The following is a 23,358-nucleotide window of genomic DNA, read 5'->3' on the forward strand; positions in this document are numbered from 1 at the left end:
TTTCCTTCCGGCAGCTCAGGCCATGGCCCGCATCCACATTCGCCTCATACTATTAAAGTTCGGTGGAATTCCGGCAGCTTCAAGTGTTTTCTCGCCGAATACGGTGTTTGCGAGGCAATGGACACGAAATGTGATCGGAATGCGTCCGTTCGTGACCCGATTGTCAGATTTCCGACAGTAAACGTGATTGTCAGAAACGATCCTTGCGGGCGCGGATCTGGGCGAAAGCTTCGGCGTCGCTCGCGCCCTTCATGTCGATCGCCGCCTTCACTTCGGGAAGCCTGGCGCGCAGGAAGGGATTGGTTGCCAGCTCTTCCGACAGCACTGACGGCACCGTCGCACGACCCGCAGCACGTGCAGCGCTCACCGCCTCGGCTCTCGATATAAGCGCGTCGTTCTCCGGTTCAATGGTCAGCGCGAAACGGGCGTTCGCCTGGGTGTATTCATGACCGGAGTAGACCTGTGTGTCGGGTGGCAGCGCGGCGAGCTTCGACAGACTCCGCCACATCTGCTCGGGCGTGCCCTCGAACACCCGCCCGCAGCCGAGCGCCATGAGGCTGTCTGCAGTGAACACTGCCTTCGAATCCGGAAAATGGAACGCGACGTGACCTACCGTGTGGCCCGAGACGTCGAGAACACGGCCCGCGGCCATGCCGATGCGGACCGCGTCGCCTTCTTTCACCGCTTCGTCGAGGCGCGGAAGCCGCCGCGCGTCCGCCGCCGCGCCGATGACTCGCGCGCCGGTCGCGGCGGCGAGTGCAGGGACGCCGTCGACATGGTCTGCGTGGTGGTGCGTGATCAGGATGTGGCTGGCCTTCCAGCCGCGCTCGCGCAGCGCGTTCAGGATCGGCGCCGCTTCGGGCACGTCGACCACAGCCGTGGCCCCGGTGGCCGCGTCATGCGCGAGAAACGCGTAGTTGTCGGACAGACAGGGGACGGTGACGATTTCCAGGGCCATGGCGTTTCGCGCGACTTACCGTATGCTCTGCCTGACTTTTGCCGATGGAAACGCACAGTGCAATGCATCTCGACGTTCTCGACCTGCGAAACTTCTACTATCGCACGCAGCTTGGGCGCGTGGCGCAGAAGGCGATCCGGGATCAGGTCGTGGCGTTGTGGCCGCCTGCCAAGGGCCGGACAGTGGCGGGCTTCGGCTTCGCAGTGCCGCTCCTCAGACCCTATCTGGCCGACGCGCGGCGCGTGATCGGCCTGATGCCGGCGCCTCAGGGCGTAATGCACTGGCCCGCTGGCATGGCGAACGTATCGGTACTTTGCGAAGAGACCCAATGGCCGCTTGAAACCGGGATCGTCGATCGGCTGGTCCTCATGCACGGTCTCGAGACGTCCGAAAACCCGACCGCGCTCTTGAATGAATGCTGGCGCGTTCTCGGGCCTGGAGGGAGGGCGCTTTTCGTTGTGCCCAACCGTTCAGGCTTGTGGTCGCGCAGCGACGCGACGCCATTCGGCTACGGCCGGCCCTATTCGATGCGTCAGCTCGACGCACAGCTGCGACGTCACAGCTTCGCCGCCGAGCGCCACCAGTCGGCGCTCTTCATTCCGCCTTCGGGCCGCCGCTTCTGGCTGCGCACGGCCAATGCGTGGGAGAAGCTGGGCCACCGCGTGTCGACCGTTCTGGCAGGAGGCGTGCTGCTGCTCGAGGTCTCAAAGCAGGTCCAAGCTCCTCAGCGCCCGGGCCTCGCGGTGTCGGTAAAAAGCCCACTCCAGGTGCTGGACGCATTGCCCAAACCGTCGGCCGAGCCTGCCTGAGCCGACAAGCCGGAGCGATGAATCAGTCGCCCGTTTCTCCAGCCTTATCGGCGCGGATGTCGCGGATTCTCCGACCGATGTCGCATGTTAATGTCGAAACTTGGCGTTGCCGCAAAAGCGCAGATTGCCACACAGAATAGAAACCTCTGAAAACACGCGATAATTCGACCTTCGAAATAGTTTGCCAAGGCTGTTGCGAGCCCTTGCCGCCTCTGCTACACCCGCGCCGACCTCGAACGTGCGCGCCGTCGTACGCCACAGGCTGCCTCTGACCTGACCACAAAAAAAAGAGGCGATGGGACAGAACGATCGGAAGGGTGGACGTGTCCGAACCAGCTTCGATTTCCGCAGGGATCGCCGGGCGCTACGCGACGGCCGTATTTGAACTCGCCAAAGAGGCCAACGGACTCGACGCGCTAGAGCGGGACGCCGAAGCGCTGGGCGCGGCGCTCGAGTCGAGCGCCGATTTCAGGGCGCTCATATCATCTCCCGTCTATTCGCGCGACGAGCAGGCCAATGCTGTGGGCGCTCTCGCGCAGAAAATGAACCTTTCGGAAATGGTTGCGAAGACGCTCGGCCTCATGGCGGCGAACCGCAGGCTTTTCGTGCTGCCGCAGCTTCTCGCGACCCTGCGCGACATGATCGCCGATGAAAAAGGCGAGGTGACCGCTGATGTCACGGCAGCAAGCGAACTGACGAATGCGCAGGCCGATAAGCTCGCGGCATCGCTCAAGAAAACGGTCGGCAAGACCGTGAAACTCAATACCACCGTCGATGAAAGCCTCATCGGCGGCCTTATCGTCAAAGTGGGCTCGAAGATGATCGACACCTCGATCCGCTCGAAGCTCGCTTCCCTCAAGAATGCTATGAAAGAGGTCGGATAATGGGAATCCAGGCAGCCGAGATCTCTGCGATCCTTAAGGAGCAGATCAAGAACTTCGGTCAGGAAGCGGAAGTGGCCGAAGTCGGCCGCGTGCTCTCCGTCGGCGACGGTATCGCGCGCGTGCACGGCCTCGACAATGTCCAGGCGGGTGAGATGGTCGAATTCCCCGGCGGCATCCGCGGGATGGCGCTGAACCTCGAGATCGACAACGTCGGTATCGTTATCTTTGGCGACGACCGTTCGATCAAGGAAGGCGACACCGTCAAGCGTACGAAATCCATCGTTGACGTGCCCGTCGGTGACGAGCTTCTCGGCCGTGTCGTCGACGGCCTCGGCAACCCGATCGACGGCAAGGGCGCGCTCAACGCGAAAGAGCGCCGCGTTGCCGACGTCAAAGCGCCCGGCATCATCCCGCGCCGCTCGGTGCACGAACCGATGGCGACCGGCCTCAAGGCCGTCGACTCGATGATCCCGATCGGCCGCGGCCAGCGCGAGCTTATCATCGGCGACCGTCAGACCGGCAAGACCGCACTCGCGCTCGACACGATCCTGAACCAGAAGAGCTACAACGAGGCCGCCGGCGACGACGAGTCCAAGAAGCTCTACTGTGTCTATGTCGCGATCGGCCAGAAACGCTCGACCGTCGCCCAACTCGTGAAGAAGCTCGAGGAAACAGGCGCGATGGCCTATTCGATCGTCGTCGCCGCGACCGCGTCGGACCCCGCGCCGATGCAGTTCCTCGCGCCCTATTCCGCGACCGCGATCGCCGAGTTTTTCCGCGACAACGGCCGCCACGCGCTGATCATCTACGATGACCTGTCGAAGCAAGCCGTCTCCTATCGGCAGATGTCGCTTCTGCTCCGCCGTCCGCCCGGGCGCGAAGCCTATCCGGGCGACGTCTTCTACCTGCACTCGCGGCTTCTGGAGCGCTCGGCCAAGCTGAACGCCGACCACGGCGCGGGCTCGCTGACCGCGCTGCCGGTCATCGAGACGCAAGCGGGCGACGTGTCGGCCTACATTCCGACCAACGTGATCTCGATCACCGACGGCCAGATTTTCCTCGAGACGGAACTCTTCTACCAGGGCATCCGTCCGGCGGTGAACACCGGTCTGTCAGTCAGCCGCGTCGGTTCCTCGGCCCAGACCAATGCGATGAAGTCGGTCGCCGGCCCTGTGAAGCTCGAACTCGCGCAGTACCGCGAAATGGCGGCTTTCGCCCAGTTCGGCTCCGACCTCGACGCCGCGACGCAGAAGCTCCTGAACCGCGGCGCCCGCCTGACCGAGTTGATGAAGCAGCAGCAATACTCGCCGCTGACCAACGCGGAGATTGTCTGCGTCATCTTCGCGGGCACGAAGGGTTATCTCGACAAGCTCCCCGTTCGGGATGTCGGTCGGTTCGAGCGCGACCTGCTGAAGCACCTGCGAACGAATGCCAAGGACCTGCTGGACTGGATCACCAAGGAGGACCCCAAGATCAAGGGTGAGGCCGAGGACAGGATCCGCGCCGTGATCGACGAGTTCGCCAAGACCTTCGCCTGAGCGAAGGGAGGGACAGGGATATGCCCAGCCTTAAGGACCTTAAGAACAGGATCGAAAGCGTCAAGTCGACGCGGAAGATCACGAAGGCCATGCAAATGGTCGCGGCGGCCAAGCTCCGCCGTGCCCAGGATGCCGCCGAGGCGGCTCGGCCCTATGCCGAGCGCATGACCGCTGTCATGACTGGTCTCGCGGCAGCGGTCGGCGATTCCAGCACCGCCCCGCGACTTCTAGGCGGGACCGGTTCGGATCAGACCCATCTTGTGGTGGTGATGACCGCCGAACGTGGTCTCTGCGGCGGATTCAACTCGACGATCGTTCGGCTTGCCAAGGTCAGGATCGAGGCGCTGCTGAAAGCCGGCAAGACGGTCAAAATCCTGACGGTCGGCAAGAAGGGCCGCGAGCAGCTGAAACGCGATTACTCCGCGTACTTCGTCGGACATGTCGACCTGTCCGAAGTCAAACGTATCGGCTACGAGAATGCGCAGTCGATCACGCGCGATCTGATCAAGCGTTACGATGCCGGCGAGTTCGACGTCGCCACGATCTTCTTCAATCGCTTCCAGTCGGTTATTGCCCAAATTCCGACCGAACAGCAGGTTATCCCTGCGACGTTCGACGCCGAGGATGCGGAAGGAACGTTCTACGACTACGAGCCCTCGGAGGAAGAGATCCTGGCCGAGCTGCTGCCACGCGGCCTGGCAACGCAGATCTTCACGGCGCTCCTGGAAAACGGCGCCTCCGAGCAGGGCGCGCGGATGTCCGCCATGGACAACGCCACGCGCAACGCGGGCGAGATGATCGACAAGCTGACGATCGTCTACAACCGCTCGCGTCAGGCGGCGATCACCAAGGAACTCATCGAAATCATTTCGGGCGCCGAGGCGCTCTGACGAAACCGGAGAAACGAGATGGCAAAAGCACCGAAAGCAGCTGCCGCAGTCGGCCGGGTGACGCAGGTCATCGGCGCCGTCGTGGATGTGCAATTCGAAGATCACCTTCCGGCGATCCTCAACGCGCTCGAAACGACCAACAACGGCAAGCGCCTCGTCCTCGAGGTTGCCCAGCACCTCGGTGAGAACACCGTTCGGACCGTCGCGATGGACGCGACCGAGGGCCTCGTGCGCGGTGAATCGGTTACCGACCTTGGCGGCCCGATCTCGGTGCCGGTCGGTAACCCCACGCTTGGCCGCATCCTCAACGTCATCGGTGAGCCAGTGGACGAAAAGGGCCCAGTGAAAGCCAAGGAATCACGCGCCATTCACCAGCCCGCGCCGGAGTTCAACGAACAGGCGACATCGTCGGAGATCCTCGTCACCGGCATCAAGGTCATCGACCTTCTGGCGCCTTATTCGAAGGGCGGCAAGATCGGCCTCTTTGGCGGCGCCGGCGTGGGCAAGACGGTTCTCATCATGGAACTGATCAACAACATCGCCAAGGTGCATTCGGGCTTCTCAGTCTTCGCCGGCGTCGGCGAACGGACCCGCGAGGGCAACGACCTGTACCACGAGATGATCGAGTCGGGCGTCATCGTGCTCGACGATCTGGAGAAGTCCAAAGTGGCGCTCGTTTACGGTCAGATGAACGAGCCGCCGGGCGCGCGTATGCGCGTCGCCCTCTCGGGTCTGACGCTGGCAGAACAGTTCCGCGACCAGTCGGGCACGGACGTTCTCTTTTTCGTCGACAACATCTTCCGTTTCACCCAGGCGGGCTCGGAAGTGTCGGCACTTCTCGGCCGGATTCCTTCGGCCGTTGGCTATCAGCCGACGCTTGCCACCGACATGGGCGCGATGCAGGAGCGCATTACCTCGACCAAGGCGGGCTCGATCACCTCAGTGCAGGCGATCTACGTTCCGGCCGACGACCTCACCGACCCCGCGCCGGCAACCTCGTTCGCCCACCTTGACGCCACAACCGTGCTTTCGCGCGCGATCTCGGAGCTTGGCATCTATCCCGCCGTTGACCCGCTCGATTCGACGTCGCGGATCCTCGACCCGGCCGTCGTGGGCGAAGAGCACTACCAGGTGGCCCGGGACGTGCAGGCGATCCTTCAGCGTTACAAGGCGCTTCAGGACATCATCGCCATCCTTGGCATGGACGAGTTGTCGGAAGAGGACAAACTCACCGTGGCTCGCGCCCGAAAGATCCAGCGCTTCCTGTCGCAGCCCTTCGACGTGGCAAAGGTCTTCACAGGGTCGGACGGTGTTCAGGTGCCGCTCGACAAGACCATTGCATCCTTCAAGGCTGTCGTCGCGGGCGAATTCGATCATCTCCCCGAAGCCGCCTTTTACATGGTCGGCGACATCGAGGAAGTGAAAGCCAAGGCGCAGCGACTGGCCGCGGAAGCGGCGTAAGGGGGCGAGATGGCCGATACGATGCAGTTCGACCTCGTCAGCCCTGAACGGCGGCTCGCCTCCGTTCAGGCGCGCGAGGTCCGCATTCCGGGCGCCGAAGGCGACCTGACGGCGATGCCCGGCCACGCGCCGCTGATCACGACGCTGCGTCCCGGCATTCTCCGGATCGTCAAGGAAGACGGGTCGAACGACGACTATGCCGTGACCGGCGGCTTTGCTCAGATCACGGGCAGCGGCACGACCCTTCTCGCCGAAGAGGCGCTGCATGTCAGCGAGATGACGCTGGAGATCGTGCGCGGCTTCGTCGAGCGCGCCGAGGAAACCCTGCGCAAGGCGAGGGAAGCTGGCGAGCATCATCTGGTCGATGACGCCGCCAAACTTCTGGCAGACATGGTGGCCATGGGCGATCATATTGGAATTTCGCCGAACTGATTGCGTCTGCACGGCGCTGACGACGAAAGCGGCCCCCGGAAAAGGGGCCGCTTTCGCTTTTGGTGAGGGGCCGTGTCGTGGGCGCGGGAGATAGCGCCTTCACCATCAGGACGGGCGACGTTAGAAGTTCGGCGCAGGAGGTGTCGATGCGTCGATTGAGCGGTCATGCGATGGGAGTCGAACGCGGTTCGCTCGTGCTCTTCTCGGACTATCAGGATGGTGGTGCGATGTGGACCGGCGAAGGCCCGCGAGAACTGCGCCGGATCGTCGAATTTTCCGAAACCTTCCATTCCGAGCCGATGGTCCACGTTTCGATCTCGATGTGGGACATCGACCAGAAGAGTAACCAACGCGCCGACATCTCTGCCGAGATGGTCAATCCCGAAGGCTTCGTAATCGTTTTCCGAACATGGGGCGACACCCGCGTCGCACGCGTTCGCGCCGATTGGCTGGCGATCGGCGAAGTGCGGGCTGACGGTGACTGGGATATTGCCTGACCCCACCCCTATAGCGCAACCTGAGGCCCGTACCCGAATGTGAGCGTTCCGGGACCGGGCAGCAAAACGTGTTAGGCGACGTTTTGCAGGGAGACTTCGGGGTTTATCCCGAGCGCGAAGCACACATCGCGGGTCATGTGCGGTCGGTTCAGCGTGTAGAAATGCAGCTCCTCGACACCTTCCGTGATCAGCCGGTCGCACAGGACCGTGCACTGGGTCAGCGCGAGCAATTCTTCGCGGCCGTCACGATTGGCACGCAAGAACGCCTGCTCGAGATTCGGCGGCACTTTGGCATTGCACCGCGCGGCGAAGCGCTTCGCGCCTTCCCACGAGATGATCGGCAGGATGCCGGGCACGATGGGCGCGGTGATCCCCGCCTTGTCGCATTCGTCGCGGAACCGCAGGAACGTTTCGGCCTCGAAGAAGAACTGGGTCACGGCCTTTGAGGCGCCGGCATCGATCTTGCGCTTCAGCCAGTCGACATCGGCCTGCGTGTCGGCTGATTCCGGATGCGGTTCCGGATAGGCACCGACCGTGATGTCGAAATTGCCAGTTGCGGCAAGCGCGTCGACAAGCTCGATTGAGTTGGCGAATCCGTCAGGGTGGGGGGTGAAGCTCACCTCGCCCTTGGGTGCGTCACCGCGCAGGGCGACGATCTGGCGCACGCCGGCCTCGGCATAGGAATCCGCGATGGCGAGCGTCTCTTCACGCGTCGCCTCGACGCAAGTGAGGTGCGCCGCAACGTTCAGCCCGTAGTGCTGGCCGATCGTGGTCACCGCATCATGCGTGAGATCGCGTGTAGCGCCGCCCGCGCCGTACGTCACCGACACATAGTCCGGTTTCAGGGGGGCCAGCGTTTGGACCGTCTCCCACAGGCGGAAGGAAGCATCCAGCGTATGGGGCGGAAAGAACTCGAAGGAAATGCGGGGTGCGGGCATGGAGCGCTCCTAGAATGCGTTATACCTCTTGTCTCACACGAAGCTACGTGAGACAAATTCATAATCTTCAAGATGAACATGAGAAACGTCGCAAGTAGCCACCGATATGCATCTGGAACTTCGGCATCTTAGAACTGTCAAGGCCATCCACGACGCAGGCGGACTGGCGCGGGCCGCCGAGGCGATGAATCTCACTCAATCGGCGCTGTCACACCAGGTTAAGGCGCTCGAGGACCAGGTGGGGGCGCAGCTTTTCGTGCGACGCGCCAAGCCGATGAAATTGACGGCAGCCGGGATGCGGATGCTGCGCGCGGCCGAACGTGTCCTGCCCGAGATTGCGGCGCTCATGGACGAGTTCCGCGCGCTCAAGGCCGGGCGCACGGGGCGCCTGCACATCGCGATCGAATGTCACGCGTGTTTCGACTGGCTCTTCCCGGTGCTCGAAGGATTCCGCCAAGCTTGGCCCGAGGTCGATGTGGACATTCGCCCCGGCCTCGCATTCGAAGCGCTTTCCGCGCTCACGCGGGAGGAAGTCGACCTCGTCGTCTCCTCCGATCCCGAAGTTCTTCCCGGAATCGTCTTTCAGCCGCTCTTCGACTATGCGCCCACTTTCGTGGCGGCGCGCCAGAACCCTTTGGCCGAGAAGACCTTCGTGGAGGCCGAGGATTTCCGCGACCAGGTGCTGATCACCTATCCCATGGAGCGGACGCGGCTCGATATCTTCGCGGAGCTGCTCACGCCCGCCAAGGTGGAGCCGCAGGCGGTTCGTCAGGTGGAACTCACAGCAGTGATCCTCATGCTCGTCGCCGCCGATCGCGGCGTGTCGGTCCTTCCCGACTGGGTGCTGCGCGACGTGAAGTACCAGTCGGACTACGTCACCCGTCCGGTAACCGCCAAGGGCCTGACGAAGCGCATGTACGCCGCGATTCGCGAGACGGATGCACAACGGCCCTACATGGCGCATTTCCTGAAGCTCGCGCGTAGCGAGCCGATGAAGCTGCAACGCCGCTGAAGGGTGCCGAGGGGGCGCACATGGCCAACGCATCGCGAAGCCCGTTTCTGGATCATCCGCTTCCGATCGCCTTCGCGCATCGCGGCGGTGCGCTCGAGGTCGAGGAAAACACGATGCCCGCCTTCTCCCATGCGGTCGGGCTCGGCTACAGCCATGTCGAGACAGACGTGCAGGCGACGCGGGACGGTGTCGCTGTCATCTTCCACGACGACACGCTGGAGCGTATGGCAGGCCGGCCCGACCGGATCGACGCGCTGAGCTGGGCAGAGCTGTCGCGGCACCGGACGAGGGGTGGAGCGGAGATTCCGCGGCTCGATGCGTTTCTCGACGCCTTTCCCGGGCTCTTCGTGAATCTGGAGGCGAAATCGGATGCTGCGGTGGGGCCGATGGCCGAAGCGATCCGGCGCGCTGATGCTGTGGCCCGCATATGCGTCGGCTCTTTCGAGCCTGAACGGACGGCGCGGCTGCGGCGCGCGCTCGGGCCGAAACTCGCATGGTCGCCCGCGCATGCGGGCGTGTTCAGGCTGTGGCTTGCCGGCTGGGGCGTGCCGCTTACGCGCGGTGCCTTCCCCGCGGTGCAGGTGCCGACGCATTTCAAGAGCATCCCCGTCGTCACCCGCCGCTTCGTGCGTGCGGCGCGTGCGCGCGGTATCCAGGTCCATGTCTGGACCGTCGACGACGAAGTCGGCATGGAGGCGCTAATCGATATCGGCGTCGATGGGTTGATGACGGACCGCCCCACTTTGCTGAAGCAGGTGCTCGAAAGGCGTGGGCTCTGGCGGCAGCGCGCCGCGCCGGGCTAACCGCGATCGGGTGCCGGAAAAACGCGCTTGACCTCAACCTTACTTGAGCAATTACCAATGAGGCAGGAAAAGGAGGAGAAGGGCGCGGGCGATGACCCTGACGACCAAGATCGAAACGACGTCCTGGCGCGACATCCTGAGTCGGAACCATGCGGGCCCCTTGATCCTCGTCTGTCTCGGTGTCTGGCTGCACGCTGCCGACAGCCTGGTCATCGCGACGATGATGCCCGCGATCGTGGCCGAGATCGGTGGCGAACCGCTGGTCGCTTGGAACTTTGCGCTCTACGAGACCGGGTCGATCGTCGCCGGGGCGGCGAGCGGGGCTGGTTGCACTCCGCGCCGGCGTTCGACTGCCGATGATCGCGGCGGCGCTGGTCTTCGCGTTCGGCTGCGCCCTCAGCGTCATCGCACCGGTCATGGAGGTTCTCCTGATCGGGCGTGTCGCACAGGGACTGGGCGGCGGCGGGCTCGTCTCGCTGGCCTTCGTCGCGGTACCGCGCTTCTTTCCAGACCGGCTCATGCCGCGCGTGATGGCGGCGATGTCGCTTCTTTGGGGCGCGTCGGCCTTCCTGGGGCCGCTCGTCGGGGGCCTGTTCGCCACCTACGGATCGTGGCGCGCGGGGTTCGGTTTCTTCGCCGCCCAGGCGGTGCTGCTCGCCGTCTTCATTTGGGTTTTACGGGAACGCGACCCAGCCCTGCCAATCTCCACGGCGGACGCAACGCTGCCGTACAGGCGGCTTGCTCTCCTGTGTCTCTCAGTGCTCGCCGTCGCCTTCGCCGGGATTGTGGAGACGCCGACATTGATGGCGCTGTCACTCTCCGCGGGTGTTGCTGCGCTCGTCCTGTTCGTGCGGCTCGACGCGGCGAGCGGGGCGGATCGGCTCTGGCCGCAACGGGCGTTCGATCCCCGCCATGGCACGGGGGCGGCGCTCTTGATGCTGCTTGCCATGAGTCTCGGGACCATGGGGCTCGCCGCCTACGGGCCGCTTCTCATGGCGCTCATTCACGGCACTCCTGTAATCGTTGCGGGCTACGTCGTGGCGGCGATCTCCATCGCCTGGACAGTCGCGGCCGTGATCGTGTCGGGCGCGCCGGAACGTCTCGACCCGGTGATGATCGTCACGGGAATGGCCCTGATATTTCTCAGCGTCGCCGGATCGGCCTATGCGGTTCCGGCAGGGCCAGTCGCGCTGATCGCAGTCTTCGCGGCCTGCGAGGGGTTCGGCTTCGGCATGGCCTGGACCTTCGTCCTGCGGCGGGCGAAGCGGCTCGCGCCAGAGGGCGAGGTCGAGCGGCTGACAGCCTCAGTGCCGACGATATCGCGGCTCGGCTACGCGCTCGGCGCCTCGGTCGTGGGGATCTTCGCGAACAGCGCGGGCTTCGACGCCTCGGCATCGGCGGAGGCTGCGGCTCATGTCGCGCGGACGATCTTTCTCGGCAGCCTGCCGTTCGCCGCGATCGGCTTCCTCGCTGCGCTCCGCTTCGCGTCGGCCAGAAGCTAGAGGCGACAGCCCGAGGCTATGGTCATTCCGCCGCCTCGACCTCTTTCTCGGCTTCCTGTTCGGCAAGGAACTTCTCGGCGTCGAGCGCGGCCATGCAGCCCATGCCCGCAGAGGTCACCGCCTGGCGGTAGACATGGTCGGTCAGGTCGCCCGCCGCGAACACGCCGGGGATCGAGGTCTGGGTCGTGCCGGCCTTCACCTTCACATAGTTGCCGTGATGCAGTTCCAGCTGGTCCTTGACCAGCTCCGAGGCCGGAGCATGGCCGATCGCGACGAAGAACCCGTCGCAGTCGATCTCGCGCACCTCGCCGGTCTTGACGTTAAGGAGCCGCGCGCCGGTCACGCCAAGCGGCTGTTCGGTGCCCAGAATCTCCTCGACGACATGGTCCCAGATCACCTCGATCTTCGGGTGATTGAACAGCCGGTGCTGCAGGATCTTCTCGGCCCGAAGCTCATCCCGGCGGTGCACCAGCGTCACCTTGGTCGCGAAATTGGTCAGGAACAGCGCCTCCTCCACGGCGGTGTTGCCGCCGCCGATCACCAAGACCTCCTTGCCGCGATAGAAGAACCCGTCGCAGGTCGCGCAGGCCGAGACGCCGAAGCCCTTGAACTTCTCCTCCGACGGCAGGCCGAGCCACTTGGCTTGTGCTCCGGTCGCGAGGATCACTGCGTCAGCGGTGTAGGTCGTGCCTGTATCGCCCTTCGCGGTGAAGGGGCGTCTCGACAGGTCGAGCGCGGAGATGTGGTCGGCGATGACCTCCGTGCCCACGGCCTTGGCATGTTCCTCCATCCGCACCATCAGGTCCGGGCCCTGCACCTCGGTATCGCCCGGCCAGTTCTCAACCTCGGTGGTGATGGTAAGTTGGCCGCCGGGCTGGATGCCCTGGACGAGGATCGGGTTGGTCATCGCGCGGGCGGCATAGACGGCGGCGGTGTATCCCGCCGGACCCGAGCCGATGATCAGAACCTTGGTGTGCTTCGTCTCGCCCATATCCGCCCCCTCGAACGAAATCCCGTCCGAGCCATATAGTCAGCCTCGCCGCCGGGGAAAAGCCCCTTGCGGGCGGGGCGGAGCCCGTCCCGCAGGCGTATGGCATCCGTCCCGACGGCGTCCCGACACGCGCGGCGTGCGCCGCGGCCGCTATCCGAACCCTGCCGGCGCCGCGACGCGAGCCGCAGAAATCAGCGACCGAGCCCGGCCGGGCGGCAAAGTCGCCGATGCACGTGACGAACCTGCCGTTCCGAGAAGCAATTCGAACGGCGGCTTGGCATATTCGATCTTCGATTGAACTGGCCGGGAGCGTATGTATAGCTGAGCATAGAATGGCGCACATACTGTTGAGCGAATTTGACCAAGAAACTTTGCGGCACGATGACTATTAGAAAGCTTCTAATCGCAGCCCTAATCATCGCGGCGATCCCGGCACTGCTCATCGCCTTCTTCGTTCTCAACCTCAGCGTCATCCAGCCCTGGGCACATTCCATCAACACCGAACGGGGCCGGAAGGCGAATGAAGCCGAGCTTTCCGATGGAAACGTAGAAATCCATCAACTCGCCTTCTGGGTAGAAGTCGAGGGCAAACGCATCAAGGTCTGGTCAGAACTCGCCTGCGCGCGCAAATGGAAGACCGCACCCAAGACACTTAAGGGAAGCGGGTACAGCCGCTTCAGCTATTTCGGCCTGAACGCAGCACAGGTCCGCTTCTCGACAAGCGCTGATACTGATTATGTCGCCACGCCCAGATCGGGCCTTGTATGTAACAAGGTGGCAAACCTCGAACGCGACCTGCCCCTGGTTCTCGGGCCTTATGATTATGATGTCTCTGTCGAACCGGCGATGGGGTCGTGTCGCGATTTCTTGGATACCTCCCGCGAGGATGGGCCTGTCTACGTGATCGGCCCGCTGCAAGTGCGCAGCACCAGGACCGTTCCAATGAACGAGGTCTTCACCCGCGAAGCCTACGCACCCGATGCGGTTGACGCCTCATTGGAAAAAACCAATGAAGTCCTTGTTCCCGACCTGACGGACCAAATAGAAAAACTCGACAAAAGCTTGTGCAGATAAAAACGTAGTCGGTGTCAAACAGACATTCGTACAAAACGCGGCATCGCGCAGTTTGGGCTCCAAGCTGTCATTTCCACCAAAAGGCAGCACAGGTACATCGCGTCACGGGCGCCCCCTCACTTCTGCCCCGGCCTGAGCATCTCGAAGATCTCGGTCACGACCGAGTAGTCCCGGTAGCCGCCGCGGGCGAGCGGGTTGAATTTCAGCACGTCGAAGCGGCCGTCGACGAGGCAGTCGTCGCGGAGGTGGATGCCCGTTACTTCGCCGACGATCAGGTAGTTGTTCTCGCCGAGCAGCTTCACGATCTGCTCGACCCGGCATTCGAGATTGGCCGGGGCATCCTTCACCCGGGGACAGGGGATCGTCTCGCACTCAACCCGCTCGACGCCCGCCAGTGTGAACTCGTCGGTGCCCGGCGGATAGGTGCCCGACGTCAGATTCATCTTCTCGCGCGCCGCGTACTCGACGATGTTGACGGCAAAGACGCGGCTTTCCTCGATGTTGTTCAGGCTGTCCTTGCGGCCCGTCGAGGCAAACATGACCTGCGGCGGCGTGTAGGCGATGCCGTTGAAGAAGGAATAGGGGGCGAGATTGTCACCTTTGGCCCCGCGCGATGAGATCCAGCCGATCGGCCGCGGTGTGATGATAGCGTTGAACGGGTTGTGGGGCAGGCCGTGGCCGTCTTCGGGTCTATAGAACATGGGCCCTCTCATTCGGTTTGAACCGATCCTGCCCGCATGTTAGGGGCGGTTTCCAGCAGAAATCGGGGCCGGGCGGGCGTGTACAGGCTGGAAGAGGAATCCGAGGCGGATTGGTGGGAGGTCGAGGCGCTCTACGACCTCTGCTTCGCGCCGGGGCGGACGGCGCTGTCGTCCTACCGCCTGCGCGACGGGGTGGCCAAGGTCACCGAACTGTGCCTGACATTGCGCGATTCAGATGGGATTCTCGCCGCCGTGATCCGCTACTGGCCCGTGCTCGTAGGCGGGCGGAAGACTCTCTTGCTCGGTCCCGTGGCGGTCCATCCGACACGGCAGGGCGAGGGGTTGGGCGCACTTCTCATCCACGAGAGCCTCGCCGAGGCGGCGCGGCTCGGCTGGGAGCGGGTGCTGCTTGTCGGCGATGAGCCCTACTACCGCCGTTTCGGATTTTCGAGGCGCGACAGTATTGAAATGCCGCCGCCGACCAACCCTGACCGCGTGTTGGGGCATGCGCTTCATCCGGGCGCGTGGGACGGGGTGACCGGGCCGGTCACCCGCATGCCTCAGGAGGTGCATGATTGAAGCAGGGCCCGCCCGCGCTTATCTAGATTGCATGAGTGAGAGTCCCAATTTGCCCCGGACTGCCCGGAGCGGCAGCCATGTAGTGACTACCGCTACTCTGCCGCCTGACGCGCTGGTCGAGATCTCGGCCCTGGCGCTCAGGCTCAAGCGTGCGAACGGCCCGGTGATGCGGGCAATGAGCGCGATTGGCGGCAAGATAGAGACGCGCCTGGCGGCGCTGCCACAAAGCGTGCGCCGCCTGCTTGAAACGGGAACGGCGGAGATTCTGCAGAAATCATACCGGCTTGCCGGTCAGGTCAGCGCCCATCCGGCGCTGCCCGATACTGGCGGCTGGGGCCACCGCGTAGGCGTGGCAACAGGGGGCGCGCTGGGCGGCTTCGGCGGACTTGGAACCGCGCTTTTGGAGCTGCCGGCGACCATTACGGTTTTCTTCGGCGCGATGCAGAAGGTTGCCGGCGACTACGGCTTCGACCCGGCCTCCGACGACACCCGGATGACCTGCCTTGAGATTTTCGGCTCGGGCGGGCCGCTCGAAGACGACGACGGCGTTGACACCAGTTTTCTCAGCACGCGGCTCGCCGTGAATGGCGCGACCGTGCAGGCGCTTGTTCAGCAGGTCGCGCCCACGCTCGCCGCCGTCTTGGGCCGCAAGCTTGCCGGGCAGGCGGTGCCGGTTTTCGGCGCGGCCGCAGGGGCGGGGGTCAACCTCGCTTACCTGTCCTACTACACGGACATGGCCCACATCCGCTTTGGCCTGAAGCGCCTCGCCGAGCATCACGGCGCGGCGCGGGTCGAGGCGCAGTTCCGCGCCGAAATTGTGCGGATCGGATCGCGACGCGAGAGCTGACGTCCGGGTCAGATGTCCTGCCGTGACAGCCAGTCCATCACGCGGGCGCGGACATTCGTCGCGCCCGTTTCGCATTCGGCTTTGAGGACCGAGGCAAGCTCGGCCAGATCCACCCGGCGGATGACGTGCTTGACCGGACCGATCGAGGCCGGACGCATCGAGAGCGTCCGGATGCCGAGCGCCGCAAGGCAGATCGCCTCGACCGGGCGGCCGGCATCCTCGCCACAGAATGAAAGCTCCGTGCCCGCATCTTTGCAGCGCTGCACGATCTGGTTGATGAAGCGCAGGAAGCTCGTGTTCAAGACGTCGTAGCGACGGCGGACCTGTTCGTTCTCGCGGTCGGCGGCGAAGAAGAACTGCTTGAGGTCGTTGCCGCCGATCGAGATGAAATCGGTGAGTTCAAAGAACTCGCGCGGCGCGTAGGCGAGCGCCGGGGTCTCCAGCATCGCGCCGATCTCGAGATCGGCCGGCAGTTCGTGGCCAAGCCGGCGTTCGCGCCTGACCTCGTCGAGGAGCATCTGGCGGCCGCGCTGAAACTCCTCGAACTCGGCGATGAAGGGGAACATGACCGACAACGGTCGCCCCTTGGCACCGCGCAGAAGCGCCTGAAGCTGCATCCGCATGATGCCCGGCCGGTCGAGCGCGACGCGGATGGCGCGCCATCCCATGGCCGGGTTCGGCTCATCCACCCGCTTCATGTAGGGCAGCACCTTGTCCGAGCCGATGTCGAGCGTGCGAAACACAACACGCTTGCCCTTCGCGGCGTTGAGGACGCCGGAATAGATCTCGGCAAGCTCCTTGCGCTGGGGCACGCGCGTGCGGATCAGGAACTGCAACTCGGTTCGGAACAGACCCACGCCTTCCGCCCCCGAGCCCACGAGCGAGGGCAGGTCGGCCATGAGCCCGGCGTTCATGTGCAGCGAGACCGTGGTGCCGCATTTCGCGACTGCGGGCTTGTCGCGAATGGATGCGTAGCGCTCCTGGGCCTTGGCCTGCATCGCGATCTTGTCGCGGAACGCGGCAGCGACCGACTCCTCGGGCCGCAGGTGGACGATGCCCTGATCGCCGTCAACGAGGATCGCGTCGCCGTTCAGCGCCTCGGTCGTGATCCGCTCGGCATGGATGACGAGCGGGATCGCGAGAGCCCGGGCGACGATGGCGGCGTGGGAGCCGACGGCACCTTCCTCCAATACGACGCCCTTGAGCTTCCGGCCATAGTCGAGAAGCTCGGCGGGGCCGATATTGCGAGCGACGAGGATCGGATTTTCCGGCATCTCGGCGCCGGTATCGGAGCCCTGGCCGGTCAGGATGCGGAGCAGCCGGTTCGACAGGTCGTCGAGATCATGCAAGCGGTCGCGCAAGTAGGGATCGGGCACCGTTTCGAGCCGCGCGCGGGCAGCAGACTGTTCCTTTTCCACCGCCGCTTCCGCGGAGAGGCCGCGGGCGATGTCGTCCTCCATCCGCCGCATCCAGCCTCGGGAATTGGCGAACATGCGGTAGGCTTCGAGGATCTGCTTCTGCTCCTTGTCCTGACCGTCGGTCATGGTCAGCATCGCATCGACCGAGATGCGCAGCTTGTCGACCGCCTCGTTCAGCCGGGTCAGTTCCTTCTTCGGGTCGTCCGCGACGGGGTTCGTGATCACGACCCGAGGTTCGTGCAGCCAGACATGGCCTTCGGCTGCGCCTTCCTGCCCGGTACCGCCCCGGATCATCACCGGCTGCTGGTGGAGCGCCGCCAGCGCTTCGCCCTCGCCCACGAAGGCGCCGAGTTCGGTCATCTCGGCCAGCACCATGGCCACGACTTCGAGCGCATAGACCTCATCGTCGGAGAACTGTCGCGCCTGTTTCGACTGCACAACAAGCACCCCGAGCTTTTCGCCCAGACGCTGGATCGGCACGCCGAGGAAAGACGAATAGATCTCCTCGCCCGTTTCGGGCATGTAGCGGAATCCTTTTTCGCTGGGGGCGTCCGCGGTGTTGATCGGGGTGGAGGTCTTGGCGACCCGGCCCACGAGGCCTTCGCCAAGGCGCATCCGCGTCATGTGGACCGCCGCTTCCTTGAGGCCCTCGGTCGCGCATAGTTCGAGCGTCTCGTCATCGCGGAAGAGGTAGATCGAGCACACCTCGCACCGCATCGAATCCGCAATCAGATGCGTGATACGGTCGAGCCGCTCCTGCCCGGCGCCGGCATCGGCGAGGCTGTCACGCAAGCGCCGGAGCAGCTTGCGGCTTTCACTTTCGGTCCGTTCAGGCATGGCCCCCCGTCAGTGCCGCCCCCAACGGCGCCCCGTCGTCAGGCCGCCTTGTCCAAGTCGAAAGCATCATGGAGTGCCTGCACGGCGAGTTCCATATATTTCCGGTCGATCAGCACCGATACCTTGATCTCGGACGTGGCGATGACCTTGATGTTGATGTTTTCGTTTGCAAGCGCCTGAAACATCCGCGCTGCGACGCCGGACTGGGACCGCATCCCGATCCCCACGACCGAGACTTTCGCGGACTCGGTGTCAACGACCAGGTCGTCGTAGTCAATCTTGTCAGCGGCTCGGGCGTCTTCCAGTGCTTTCTTCGCGCGCGCCACCTGGTTCGTCGGACAGGAAAAGGTCATGTCGGTAACAGCGACCGAGTGGCCTTCGTAGTTCTTTTCCGAAATGTTCTGGACGATCATGTCCACGTTCACGCCGGCATCCGACAAGGGCCCGAAGATCGCGGCGGCGATGCCCGGCCGGTCCTCGACCGTCACAAGCGTGATCTTGGCTTCGTCGCGGCTATAGGCGATGCCCGAGACGGCTTTCGATTCCATGATGTCCTCCTCGTCGCAGACCAGTGTGCCGGAATTTTCGTCGGTTTCCTCGAAGCTCGACAGAACGCGCAGGCGCACATTGTAGCGCATTGCGAGTTCGACGGAGCGGGTTTGCAGGACCTTCGCGCCGAGCGAGGCAAGCTCCAGCATCTCCTCGAAGGCGATCCGGTCGAGTCTTCGGGCTTTTCCACAAATGCGCGGATCCGTCGTGTAGATACCGTCGACATCGGTGTAGATGTCGCAGCGCTCCGCCCCGAAGGCGGCGGCGAATGCGACCGCCGTCGTGTCCGAGCCACCACGGCCGAGCGTTGTGATCCGGCTCTCATCCGAAAGGCCCTGAAAGCCCGCGACAACCGCGACCTTGAAGCCCTCGGCGAACTTGGCATCGATGTTCTCGCGCGGGATCGAGACGAAGCGCGCGGCGGAATGGACCGAGGTCGTGTTGATCGGCACTTGCCAGCCCTGCCAGGACCGGGCGGGGACGTCCATTTCCTGAAGCCGGAGCGCCATGAGGCCGGCGGTCACGTTCTCGCCACTCGCGACGACCGCGTCGTATTCACGCGCGTCGTAGAGATGCGAGGTCTCTTCGACCCAGCTCACGAGCTCATTGGTCTTGCCGGACATGGCCGAGACGATGACGATCACGTCATAGCCGCGGTCGACCTCGCGTTTGACCTTCTCGGCGGCGCTCGTGATGCGGTCGAGATCGGCGACGGAGGTCCCGCCGAATTTCATCACGAGAAGCGGCATTGCGGCCCCCCTTGCGCGCCCAAGTCAAGTCGCGCGCTTCTTATGCGGCGGGGGGCGGAAGGGCAAGGGGCGCACGTTGGCAATCGGCGCCGACGTCAGACGAGGGGTGGAGCGTCGCTGTTGAGCGAGCAATAGCGGATAAGCCACCGCCCGTCGGACGAGCGCGCGAGTATGTTCAGCGACGTGCCGTCCGCATTCTTGTCGCCCTCGCTATAGGCGGCCAGGCACCAGCCGAGATCGCCGGACGCATCCGCATCGATGACGCGCAATGTCTTCGTATCGCCGCCGTCGCCCGTCCAGTCGCGGTGCAGCGCATCAATCGCCGCCCGTCCGGACGCAGCGGGCGCATAGGGAGAGAAGATCGTAGCGTCCTCGGTGAAGCAGTCTGCGCAGCCGGCGGCGTCCCCGGCCCGATAAGCCGCGACCATCCTGTCGAGGAGGCGTTGAAACTCGTCACGGATCGGCATTTCGAAGTCATCCTCTGCGGCGCGGGGCCCGCAGAGCCTGATCCTCGCCCAACGCCCTGTCAACGACAGCCGGTAAGGGCGCGGGTTCAGTTGGCCTTGCGCGCGGGCAGGAAGGGCAGGGGCGCGACTGGAACGCCATCTTCGACGAGCTTCTTCGCCTCGTCGGTGCGCGCTTCGCCGTAGATCGAGCGTTCCGGCGCCAGACCCTCATGGATCGCGCGCGCCTCGGTAGCGAAGTTCAGGCCGACATAGTCGGATGTTTCCTCGATGTGCCGGCGCATCGCGGCCAGCATCTCTTCGACACCCGTGGACGGTTTGGACAGCGACGGGGCGTCCTTGGCGGCCGCCTTGCGCGCGGACCTGACCGTCGGGGCCATCAGTGTCTTTTCGACCATCGCCGAACCACAGACCGCACAGGCCACCATCCCGGTTGCGTGCAGCCGGTCGAAGGCTTCGGCTGATTGAAACCAGCTTTCGAAGTCGTGATTCTTGTCGCATATCAGCGCGTAGCGGATCATTCGGGTCCTTTCGGCAGTCCCGTTCTATTTGGGTGATTTCGCGGCGAAATCAAGCGCTTCAGCGATCACCGCCAATCAGTTTCGCGGGATCGAAACGGTCTAGAAGCGCCTGTAACTCCGGCTCGTCAACCTTGCGCGCCGCCTTCTTCGGCGCGAACCAGCGCCGTTTGCGCTGATCGCGTTCGGGGAAGCTGCTGTGGAGCCGGTCGACCTCGACCGGGTAGACGGTCACCACACAGGGCTGGATTGTGCCATCGTCCATCCCCTTGTCGTAGGAGAAAAGCCCGATGGGGTCCGCCACGTCATGGCCCTCGACGCCGGCTTCCTCGAACGCCTCGCGCAGCGCGCATTCGACGCCCGATTTGCCCGCCATCGGCCAGCCCTTCGGAATTACCCACCGGCCCGTGTCGCGGCTCGTGACGAGGAGAACCTCGCAGCCTCGTTTCTTGGTCACGCGATAGCAAATGGCCCCGTATTGCGTCATCGCCTTCGTTGAGGCGACCTCGTTCTTGTTGTGTTTCTTCATCTGCCGTGCGGAGCCGGAATCGCTCCGATCCTTGTTAATGCCTGCTCGCCCCCTTCCCGTGTATCCGGGAATGGAATGAATCTAGCATGCGAAGGGCCCGTTTTCCAGCGTCAGGGTGCCGGCGTCCGCCCCGACAGCACGGCGGCGAAGCGGTCGGTGTCAATGTTGCCGCCGGTCAGGACGACGCCTGCGCGGCGGCCTCGCATCGCCTCGCGCTCCTGTAGGAGGGCTGCAAGCGGGGCCGCGCCAGCGCCTTCGGCAGTGTTGTGTGTGTCCGCGAAATAGATGCGCATCGCTTCGGCGACCTCGTCCTCGCTGACCGCAAGGATGCGGGCGGCGCACGGCCCGTAGATGTCGAGCGCCTCCTTGACCGGTACACGCACAGCCATGCCGTCGGCGAAGGTGCGTGCGCTGTTCGTCTCGACGGGCCGCCCGGCCTCGACCGAAAGCTTCGCGCAGGCGGCCTCGGTCGACACGACGCCCACCACCTCGGTCGACAGGCCGAGCGCGTCGCGCGCGGCGATGACGCCGCAGATGCCCGAACCGCAGCCAATGGGCACATAGACCGCGTCGAGCGGCGGCGCGGCGCGGAAGAATTCGAGCGCGTAGGTCGCGACGCCCCGGACAAGCTCCCTATGAAACGGTGGCACGGGGAACAGGCCCTCTTCCTTCGCGAGCCGCATCGCCTCGTCCTTCGCTGTGTCGAAATCCTCGCCGAATTCGCGCAAGTCGGCGCCGAAGGCCCGCATCGCCGCGTTCTTCTCGACCGAATTGCCGTGCGGCACGTAGACGACGGCGCGTAACCCCGCGCGGGTCGCAGCGCGGGCCTGCGCCTGGCCGTGATTGCCGCGCGTGGCAGTAATGATGCCGGGGCAGTCGGGCTGCGTGCGCCTGAGCCAGTCGATCAGCGTGATTGCGCCCCGCGCCTTAAACGCGCCGATGGGCCCGTGGTTCTCGTGTTTCACCCAGACCTCGGCGCCAGTCCGGGCGGCGAGCTGCGGCCAGGCATATTGCGGCGTGGGCTCCATGTGGCGCCGGACGAGTTCAGCGGCCTCCTCCAGTTCGTCGAGAGTGAATTGCATCGGACCTCCTCGGTGTCAGGCGTTCTGCAGCGGCAGGCCGGTCGCATCGGCGAGCGCGGCGTAGAAGACGTCGAGCCCGTCACCGCCCGACAGTTCCGCAAGTGCGGTGTGGGCCCTGACGGTCATGTCTGCCTGCCGATCGACATCGGCGAGGGCGACAATCGCCTCGGCGAGCGCATCGGGCGTCGTCACCTCGATTGCCGCGCCCGCCTGCGCGAGCGCCCGATAGGCCGTGGCGGAGTTCGCCACATGGGGCCCGTGCAGGATGGCCGATGCATGCGCGGCGGGTTCGAAGGGCGTGTGCCCGCCCCTGTCGACAAGCGAGCCGCCGACGAAGGTCATACCTGCGGCGCCGTACCAGAGGTCCATCTCGCCCATCGTGTCGGCAAGGTAGATGTCGGTTCCGGCTGTCACTGCGTCACCGCGCGACCGGGTGGCAAAAGACAGGCCCGTCTTCCGGATCGCCGCCTCGATCTCGTCGCGCCGACGCGGATGGCGCGGGGCGAGGAGGAGGCGCAGGTCGGGTCGCGCGTCTCTTGCTTGCCGGAACGCCGCGAGCACCTGTTCCTCCTCGCCCTCGTGGGTGGACGCGGCAAGAAGCGTCGTGTCGCGGGGAAAGGGCAAGGGTTCCGCGGCGCCGCGGGTGGTGACGGCCGACTTGAGATTGACGATCGGGCCGAGCCTGTCCCCCGGCAGGCCGAGGTCGCGGAAGCGTGCCTCGGATGCGGCGTCCTGCGCCGACAGGAACCGGATCGCGGAGAAGATGCGCGCCCGAAGGCCGGGCAGTCGGCCCCAATGGCGGGCGCTTCTCCGGGACATGCGGGCTCCGATCACAAAGACAGGGATGCCGCGCTCCGCGCAGGAAACGAAGCGCTCGGGCCAGAGTTCGTTCTCCACGATCACCAGCGCTTTGGGCTGCCAGCGGTCGAGGAACGCCGCGACCGCGCCCCGGGTGTCGAACGGGGCGAAGGCGGTGTCGATGCGCCCGCGACCCCAGCTTCGGACGAGCGTCCCGCCGGTTGCGCTGTTCGCGGTCACGATGATGCTAAGATCGGGCGCGCGCGCGAGGAGCGTCTCGACAACGCCGCGTGCGGAAGTCAGTTCGCCGTTCGACGCGCCGTGCAGCCAGAGACGCGGCGCTGCGGCAGGCGTCGGGCCACGGCCCCGACGCTCGGAGGCGGCGGCGGGCGACGCCGCCCCGAGCCTCAGGCGGAGGCCGTAGAGCGCGAAAGCGATCGCTGCGAAGATACGGTAGAGAAGCAAATGCGGCCGGGTCGGCTTGATTTCGATTGCGCC

General features: G+C 64.6%; 24 protein-coding genes. 13 read left to right on the forward strand and 11 right to left on the reverse strand.

Annotation, left to right across the window (positions count from 1 at the left end):
- Positions 1–190: 190 nt before the first annotated feature.
- Complete coding sequence (gene gloB, locus DEA8626_RS02380; RefSeq protein ID WP_108851459.1) at positions 191–958, reverse strand: hydroxyacylglutathione hydrolase; 768 nt, start codon at positions 956–958, stop codon at positions 191–193.
- A 62-nt stretch (positions 959–1,020) separates the two neighbouring features.
- Here gloB and DEA8626_RS02385 point away from each other — a divergent pair, with 62 nt between their 5' ends.
- From DEA8626_RS02385 to DEA8626_RS02415, 7 genes are all read left to right on the forward strand, one after another.
- Positions 1,021–1,767: a class I SAM-dependent methyltransferase gene (locus DEA8626_RS02385; protein ID WP_108851460.1), complete on the forward strand. Its 747-nt coding sequence runs from the start codon at positions 1,021–1,023 to the stop codon at positions 1,765–1,767.
- A gap of 323 nt (positions 1,768–2,090) precedes the next feature.
- Entirely contained in the window at positions 2,091–2,651 is a 561-nt protein-coding gene (locus DEA8626_RS02390) for a F0F1 ATP synthase subunit delta (RefSeq protein ID WP_108851461.1), read from the forward strand.
- Positions 2,651–4,189: a F0F1 ATP synthase subunit alpha gene (gene atpA, locus DEA8626_RS02395; protein ID WP_108851462.1), complete on the forward strand. Its 1,539-nt coding sequence runs from the start codon at positions 2,651–2,653 to the stop codon at positions 4,187–4,189. The genes DEA8626_RS02390 and atpA overlap by 1 nt, the downstream gene beginning before the upstream one ends.
- Positions 4,190–4,209: 20 nt before the next feature.
- A complete protein-coding gene (locus DEA8626_RS02400; RefSeq protein WP_108851463.1) occupies positions 4,210–5,079 on the forward strand; it encodes a F0F1 ATP synthase subunit gamma in 870 nt (289 codons plus the stop codon).
- Between the two features lie 18 nt (positions 5,080–5,097).
- Positions 5,098–6,540 carry a F0F1 ATP synthase subunit beta gene (atpD, locus tag DEA8626_RS02405; protein WP_108851464.1) on the forward strand — a complete coding sequence of 481 codons (1,443 nt, stop codon included), beginning with the start codon at positions 5,098–5,100 and terminating at the stop codon, positions 6,538–6,540.
- Positions 6,541–6,549: 9 nt separating this feature from the next.
- Positions 6,550–6,972, forward strand: coding sequence for a F0F1 ATP synthase subunit epsilon (locus DEA8626_RS02410; RefSeq protein WP_108851465.1), 423 nt, complete (start codon positions 6,550–6,552; stop codon positions 6,970–6,972).
- Positions 6,973–7,118: 146 nt separating this feature from the next.
- Complete coding sequence (locus tag DEA8626_RS02415) at positions 7,119–7,469, forward strand: H-type lectin domain-containing protein (RefSeq protein WP_108853287.1); 351 nt, start codon at positions 7,119–7,121, stop codon at positions 7,467–7,469.
- Between the two features lie 71 nt (positions 7,470–7,540).
- On the opposite strand, the gene metF is transcribed toward DEA8626_RS02415, so the two are convergent.
- Positions 7,541–8,407 (reverse strand): methylenetetrahydrofolate reductase [NAD(P)H], encoded by an 867-nt coding sequence (gene metF / locus DEA8626_RS02420; protein ID WP_108851466.1) that lies wholly within the window; start codon positions 8,405–8,407, stop codon positions 7,541–7,543.
- Between the two features lie 106 nt (positions 8,408–8,513).
- On the opposite strand from metF, the gene DEA8626_RS02425 reads away from it, so the two are divergent.
- From DEA8626_RS02425 to DEA8626_RS02435, 3 genes are all read left to right on the forward strand, one after another.
- Positions 8,514–9,419, forward strand: coding sequence for a LysR family transcriptional regulator (locus DEA8626_RS02425; protein ID WP_108851467.1), 906 nt, complete (start codon positions 8,514–8,516; stop codon positions 9,417–9,419).
- Positions 9,420–9,439: 20 nt separating this feature from the next.
- The gene (locus DEA8626_RS02430; RefSeq protein WP_108851468.1) at positions 9,440–10,222 is read left to right on the forward strand and encodes a glycerophosphodiester phosphodiesterase family protein; all 783 of its coding nucleotides are present in this window, start codon (positions 9,440–9,442) and stop codon (positions 10,220–10,222) included.
- Positions 10,223–10,470: 248 nt separating this feature from the next.
- Positions 10,471–11,724, forward strand: coding sequence for an MFS transporter (locus DEA8626_RS02435; RefSeq protein WP_281261481.1), 1,254 nt, complete (start codon positions 10,471–10,473; stop codon positions 11,722–11,724).
- A 22-nt stretch (positions 11,725–11,746) separates the two neighbouring features.
- Here DEA8626_RS02435 and trxB read toward each other — a convergent pair whose 3' ends face one another.
- Entirely contained in the window at positions 11,747–12,715 is a 969-nt protein-coding gene (trxB, locus tag DEA8626_RS02440; protein ID WP_108851470.1) for a thioredoxin-disulfide reductase, read from the reverse strand.
- Positions 12,716–13,072: 357 nt separating this feature from the next.
- Between trxB and DEA8626_RS02445 the strand changes: the two genes are divergently transcribed.
- Entirely contained in the window at positions 13,073–13,789 is a 717-nt protein-coding gene (locus tag DEA8626_RS02445) for a hypothetical protein (RefSeq protein WP_108851471.1), read from the forward strand.
- Positions 13,790–13,905: 116 nt separating this feature from the next.
- Here DEA8626_RS02445 and DEA8626_RS02450 read toward each other — a convergent pair whose 3' ends face one another.
- On the reverse strand, positions 13,906–14,490 hold the full coding sequence (locus DEA8626_RS02450; protein WP_108851472.1) for a flavin reductase family protein: 585 nt from the start codon (positions 14,488–14,490) through the stop codon (positions 13,906–13,908).
- Between the two features lie 78 nt (positions 14,491–14,568).
- Between DEA8626_RS02450 and DEA8626_RS02455 the strand changes: the two genes are divergently transcribed.
- Positions 14,569–15,069 (forward strand): GNAT family N-acetyltransferase, encoded by a 501-nt coding sequence (locus tag DEA8626_RS02455; protein ID WP_108851473.1) that lies wholly within the window; start codon positions 14,569–14,571, stop codon positions 15,067–15,069.
- 82 nt (positions 15,070–15,151) lie between these two features.
- Positions 15,152–15,916: an EcsC family protein gene (locus tag DEA8626_RS02460; protein ID WP_245890719.1), complete on the forward strand. Its 765-nt coding sequence runs from the start codon at positions 15,152–15,154 to the stop codon at positions 15,914–15,916.
- Positions 15,917–15,924: 8 nt separating this feature from the next.
- On the opposite strand, the gene ptsP is transcribed toward DEA8626_RS02460, so the two are convergent.
- From ptsP to DEA8626_RS02495, 7 genes are all read right to left on the reverse strand, one after another.
- Positions 15,925–18,171 carry a phosphoenolpyruvate--protein phosphotransferase gene (ptsP, locus tag DEA8626_RS02465; protein ID WP_108851475.1) on the reverse strand — a complete coding sequence of 749 codons (2,247 nt, stop codon included), beginning with the start codon at positions 18,169–18,171 and terminating at the stop codon, positions 15,925–15,927.
- A 38-nt stretch (positions 18,172–18,209) separates the two neighbouring features.
- Positions 18,210–19,469: an aspartate kinase gene (locus DEA8626_RS02470; protein WP_108851476.1), complete on the reverse strand. Its 1,260-nt coding sequence runs from the start codon at positions 19,467–19,469 to the stop codon at positions 18,210–18,212.
- 95 nt (positions 19,470–19,564) lie between these two features.
- Entirely contained in the window at positions 19,565–19,936 is a 372-nt protein-coding gene (locus tag DEA8626_RS02475; protein WP_108851477.1) for a YybH family protein, read from the reverse strand.
- An 86-nt stretch (positions 19,937–20,022) separates the two neighbouring features.
- A complete protein-coding gene (locus DEA8626_RS02480) occupies positions 20,023–20,454 on the reverse strand; it encodes a DUF1178 family protein (protein ID WP_108851478.1) in 432 nt (143 codons plus the stop codon).
- A 58-nt stretch (positions 20,455–20,512) separates the two neighbouring features.
- Positions 20,513–20,980, reverse strand: a complete 468-nt coding sequence (locus tag DEA8626_RS02485) for an NUDIX hydrolase (protein WP_108851479.1) — start codon at positions 20,978–20,980, stop codon at positions 20,513–20,515.
- Positions 20,981–21,090: 110 nt separating this feature from the next.
- Entirely contained in the window at positions 21,091–22,062 is a 972-nt protein-coding gene (locus DEA8626_RS02490) for a threonine dehydratase (protein ID WP_108851480.1), read from the reverse strand.
- A 15-nt stretch (positions 22,063–22,077) separates the two neighbouring features.
- Positions 22,078–23,325, reverse strand: a complete 1,248-nt coding sequence (locus DEA8626_RS02495) for a 3-deoxy-D-manno-octulosonic acid transferase (RefSeq protein ID WP_181366332.1) — start codon at positions 23,323–23,325, stop codon at positions 22,078–22,080.
- Positions 23,326–23,358: the final 33 nt, after the last annotated feature.

The sequence above is a fragment of the Defluviimonas aquaemixtae genome (assembly GCF_900302475.1).
GTDB classification, from domain to species: Bacteria; Pseudomonadota; Alphaproteobacteria; order Rhodobacterales; family Rhodobacteraceae; genus Albidovulum; species Albidovulum aquaemixtae.

Coding starts and splice junctions, on each gene's coding strand:
- gloB (WP_108851459.1), bottom strand. CDS start 958: ATGGCCCTGGAAATCGTCACCGTCCCCTGTCTGTCCGACAACTACGCG.
- DEA8626_RS02385 (WP_108851460.1), top strand. CDS start 1,021: ATGCATCTCGACGTTCTCGACCTGCGAAACTTCTACTATCGCACGCAG.
- atpA (WP_108851462.1), top strand. CDS start 2,651: ATGGGAATCCAGGCAGCCGAGATCTCTGCGATCCTTAAGGAGCAGATC.
- DEA8626_RS02400 (WP_108851463.1), top strand. CDS start 4,210: ATGCCCAGCCTTAAGGACCTTAAGAACAGGATCGAAAGCGTCAAGTCG.
- atpD (WP_108851464.1), top strand. CDS start 5,098: ATGGCAAAAGCACCGAAAGCAGCTGCCGCAGTCGGCCGGGTGACGCAG.
- DEA8626_RS02410 (WP_108851465.1), top strand. CDS start 6,550: ATGGCCGATACGATGCAGTTCGACCTCGTCAGCCCTGAACGGCGGCTC.
- DEA8626_RS02415 (WP_108853287.1), top strand. CDS start 7,119: ATGCGTCGATTGAGCGGTCATGCGATGGGAGTCGAACGCGGTTCGCTC.
- metF (WP_108851466.1), bottom strand. CDS start 8,407: ATGCCCGCACCCCGCATTTCCTTCGAGTTCTTTCCGCCCCATACGCTG.
- DEA8626_RS02425 (WP_108851467.1), top strand. CDS start 8,514: ATGCATCTGGAACTTCGGCATCTTAGAACTGTCAAGGCCATCCACGAC.
- DEA8626_RS02430 (WP_108851468.1), top strand. CDS start 9,440: ATGGCCAACGCATCGCGAAGCCCGTTTCTGGATCATCCGCTTCCGATC.
- trxB (WP_108851470.1), bottom strand. CDS start 12,715: ATGGGCGAGACGAAGCACACCAAGGTTCTGATCATCGGCTCGGGTCCG.
- DEA8626_RS02450 (WP_108851472.1), bottom strand. CDS start 14,490: ATGTTCTATAGACCCGAAGACGGCCACGGCCTGCCCCACAACCCGTTC.
- ptsP (WP_108851475.1), bottom strand. CDS start 18,171: ATGCCTGAACGGACCGAAAGTGAAAGCCGCAAGCTGCTCCGGCGCTTG.
- DEA8626_RS02470 (WP_108851476.1), bottom strand. CDS start 19,469: ATGCCGCTTCTCGTGATGAAATTCGGCGGGACCTCCGTCGCCGATCTC.
- DEA8626_RS02475 (WP_108851477.1), bottom strand. CDS start 19,936: ATGCCGATCCGTGACGAGTTTCAACGCCTCCTCGACAGGATGGTCGCG.
- DEA8626_RS02480 (WP_108851478.1), bottom strand. CDS start 20,454: ATGATCCGCTACGCGCTGATATGCGACAAGAATCACGACTTCGAAAGC.
- DEA8626_RS02485 (WP_108851479.1), bottom strand. CDS start 20,980: ATGAAGAAACACAACAAGAACGAGGTCGCCTCAACGAAGGCGATGACG.
- DEA8626_RS02490 (WP_108851480.1), bottom strand. CDS start 22,062: ATGCAATTCACTCTCGACGAACTGGAGGAGGCCGCTGAACTCGTCCGG.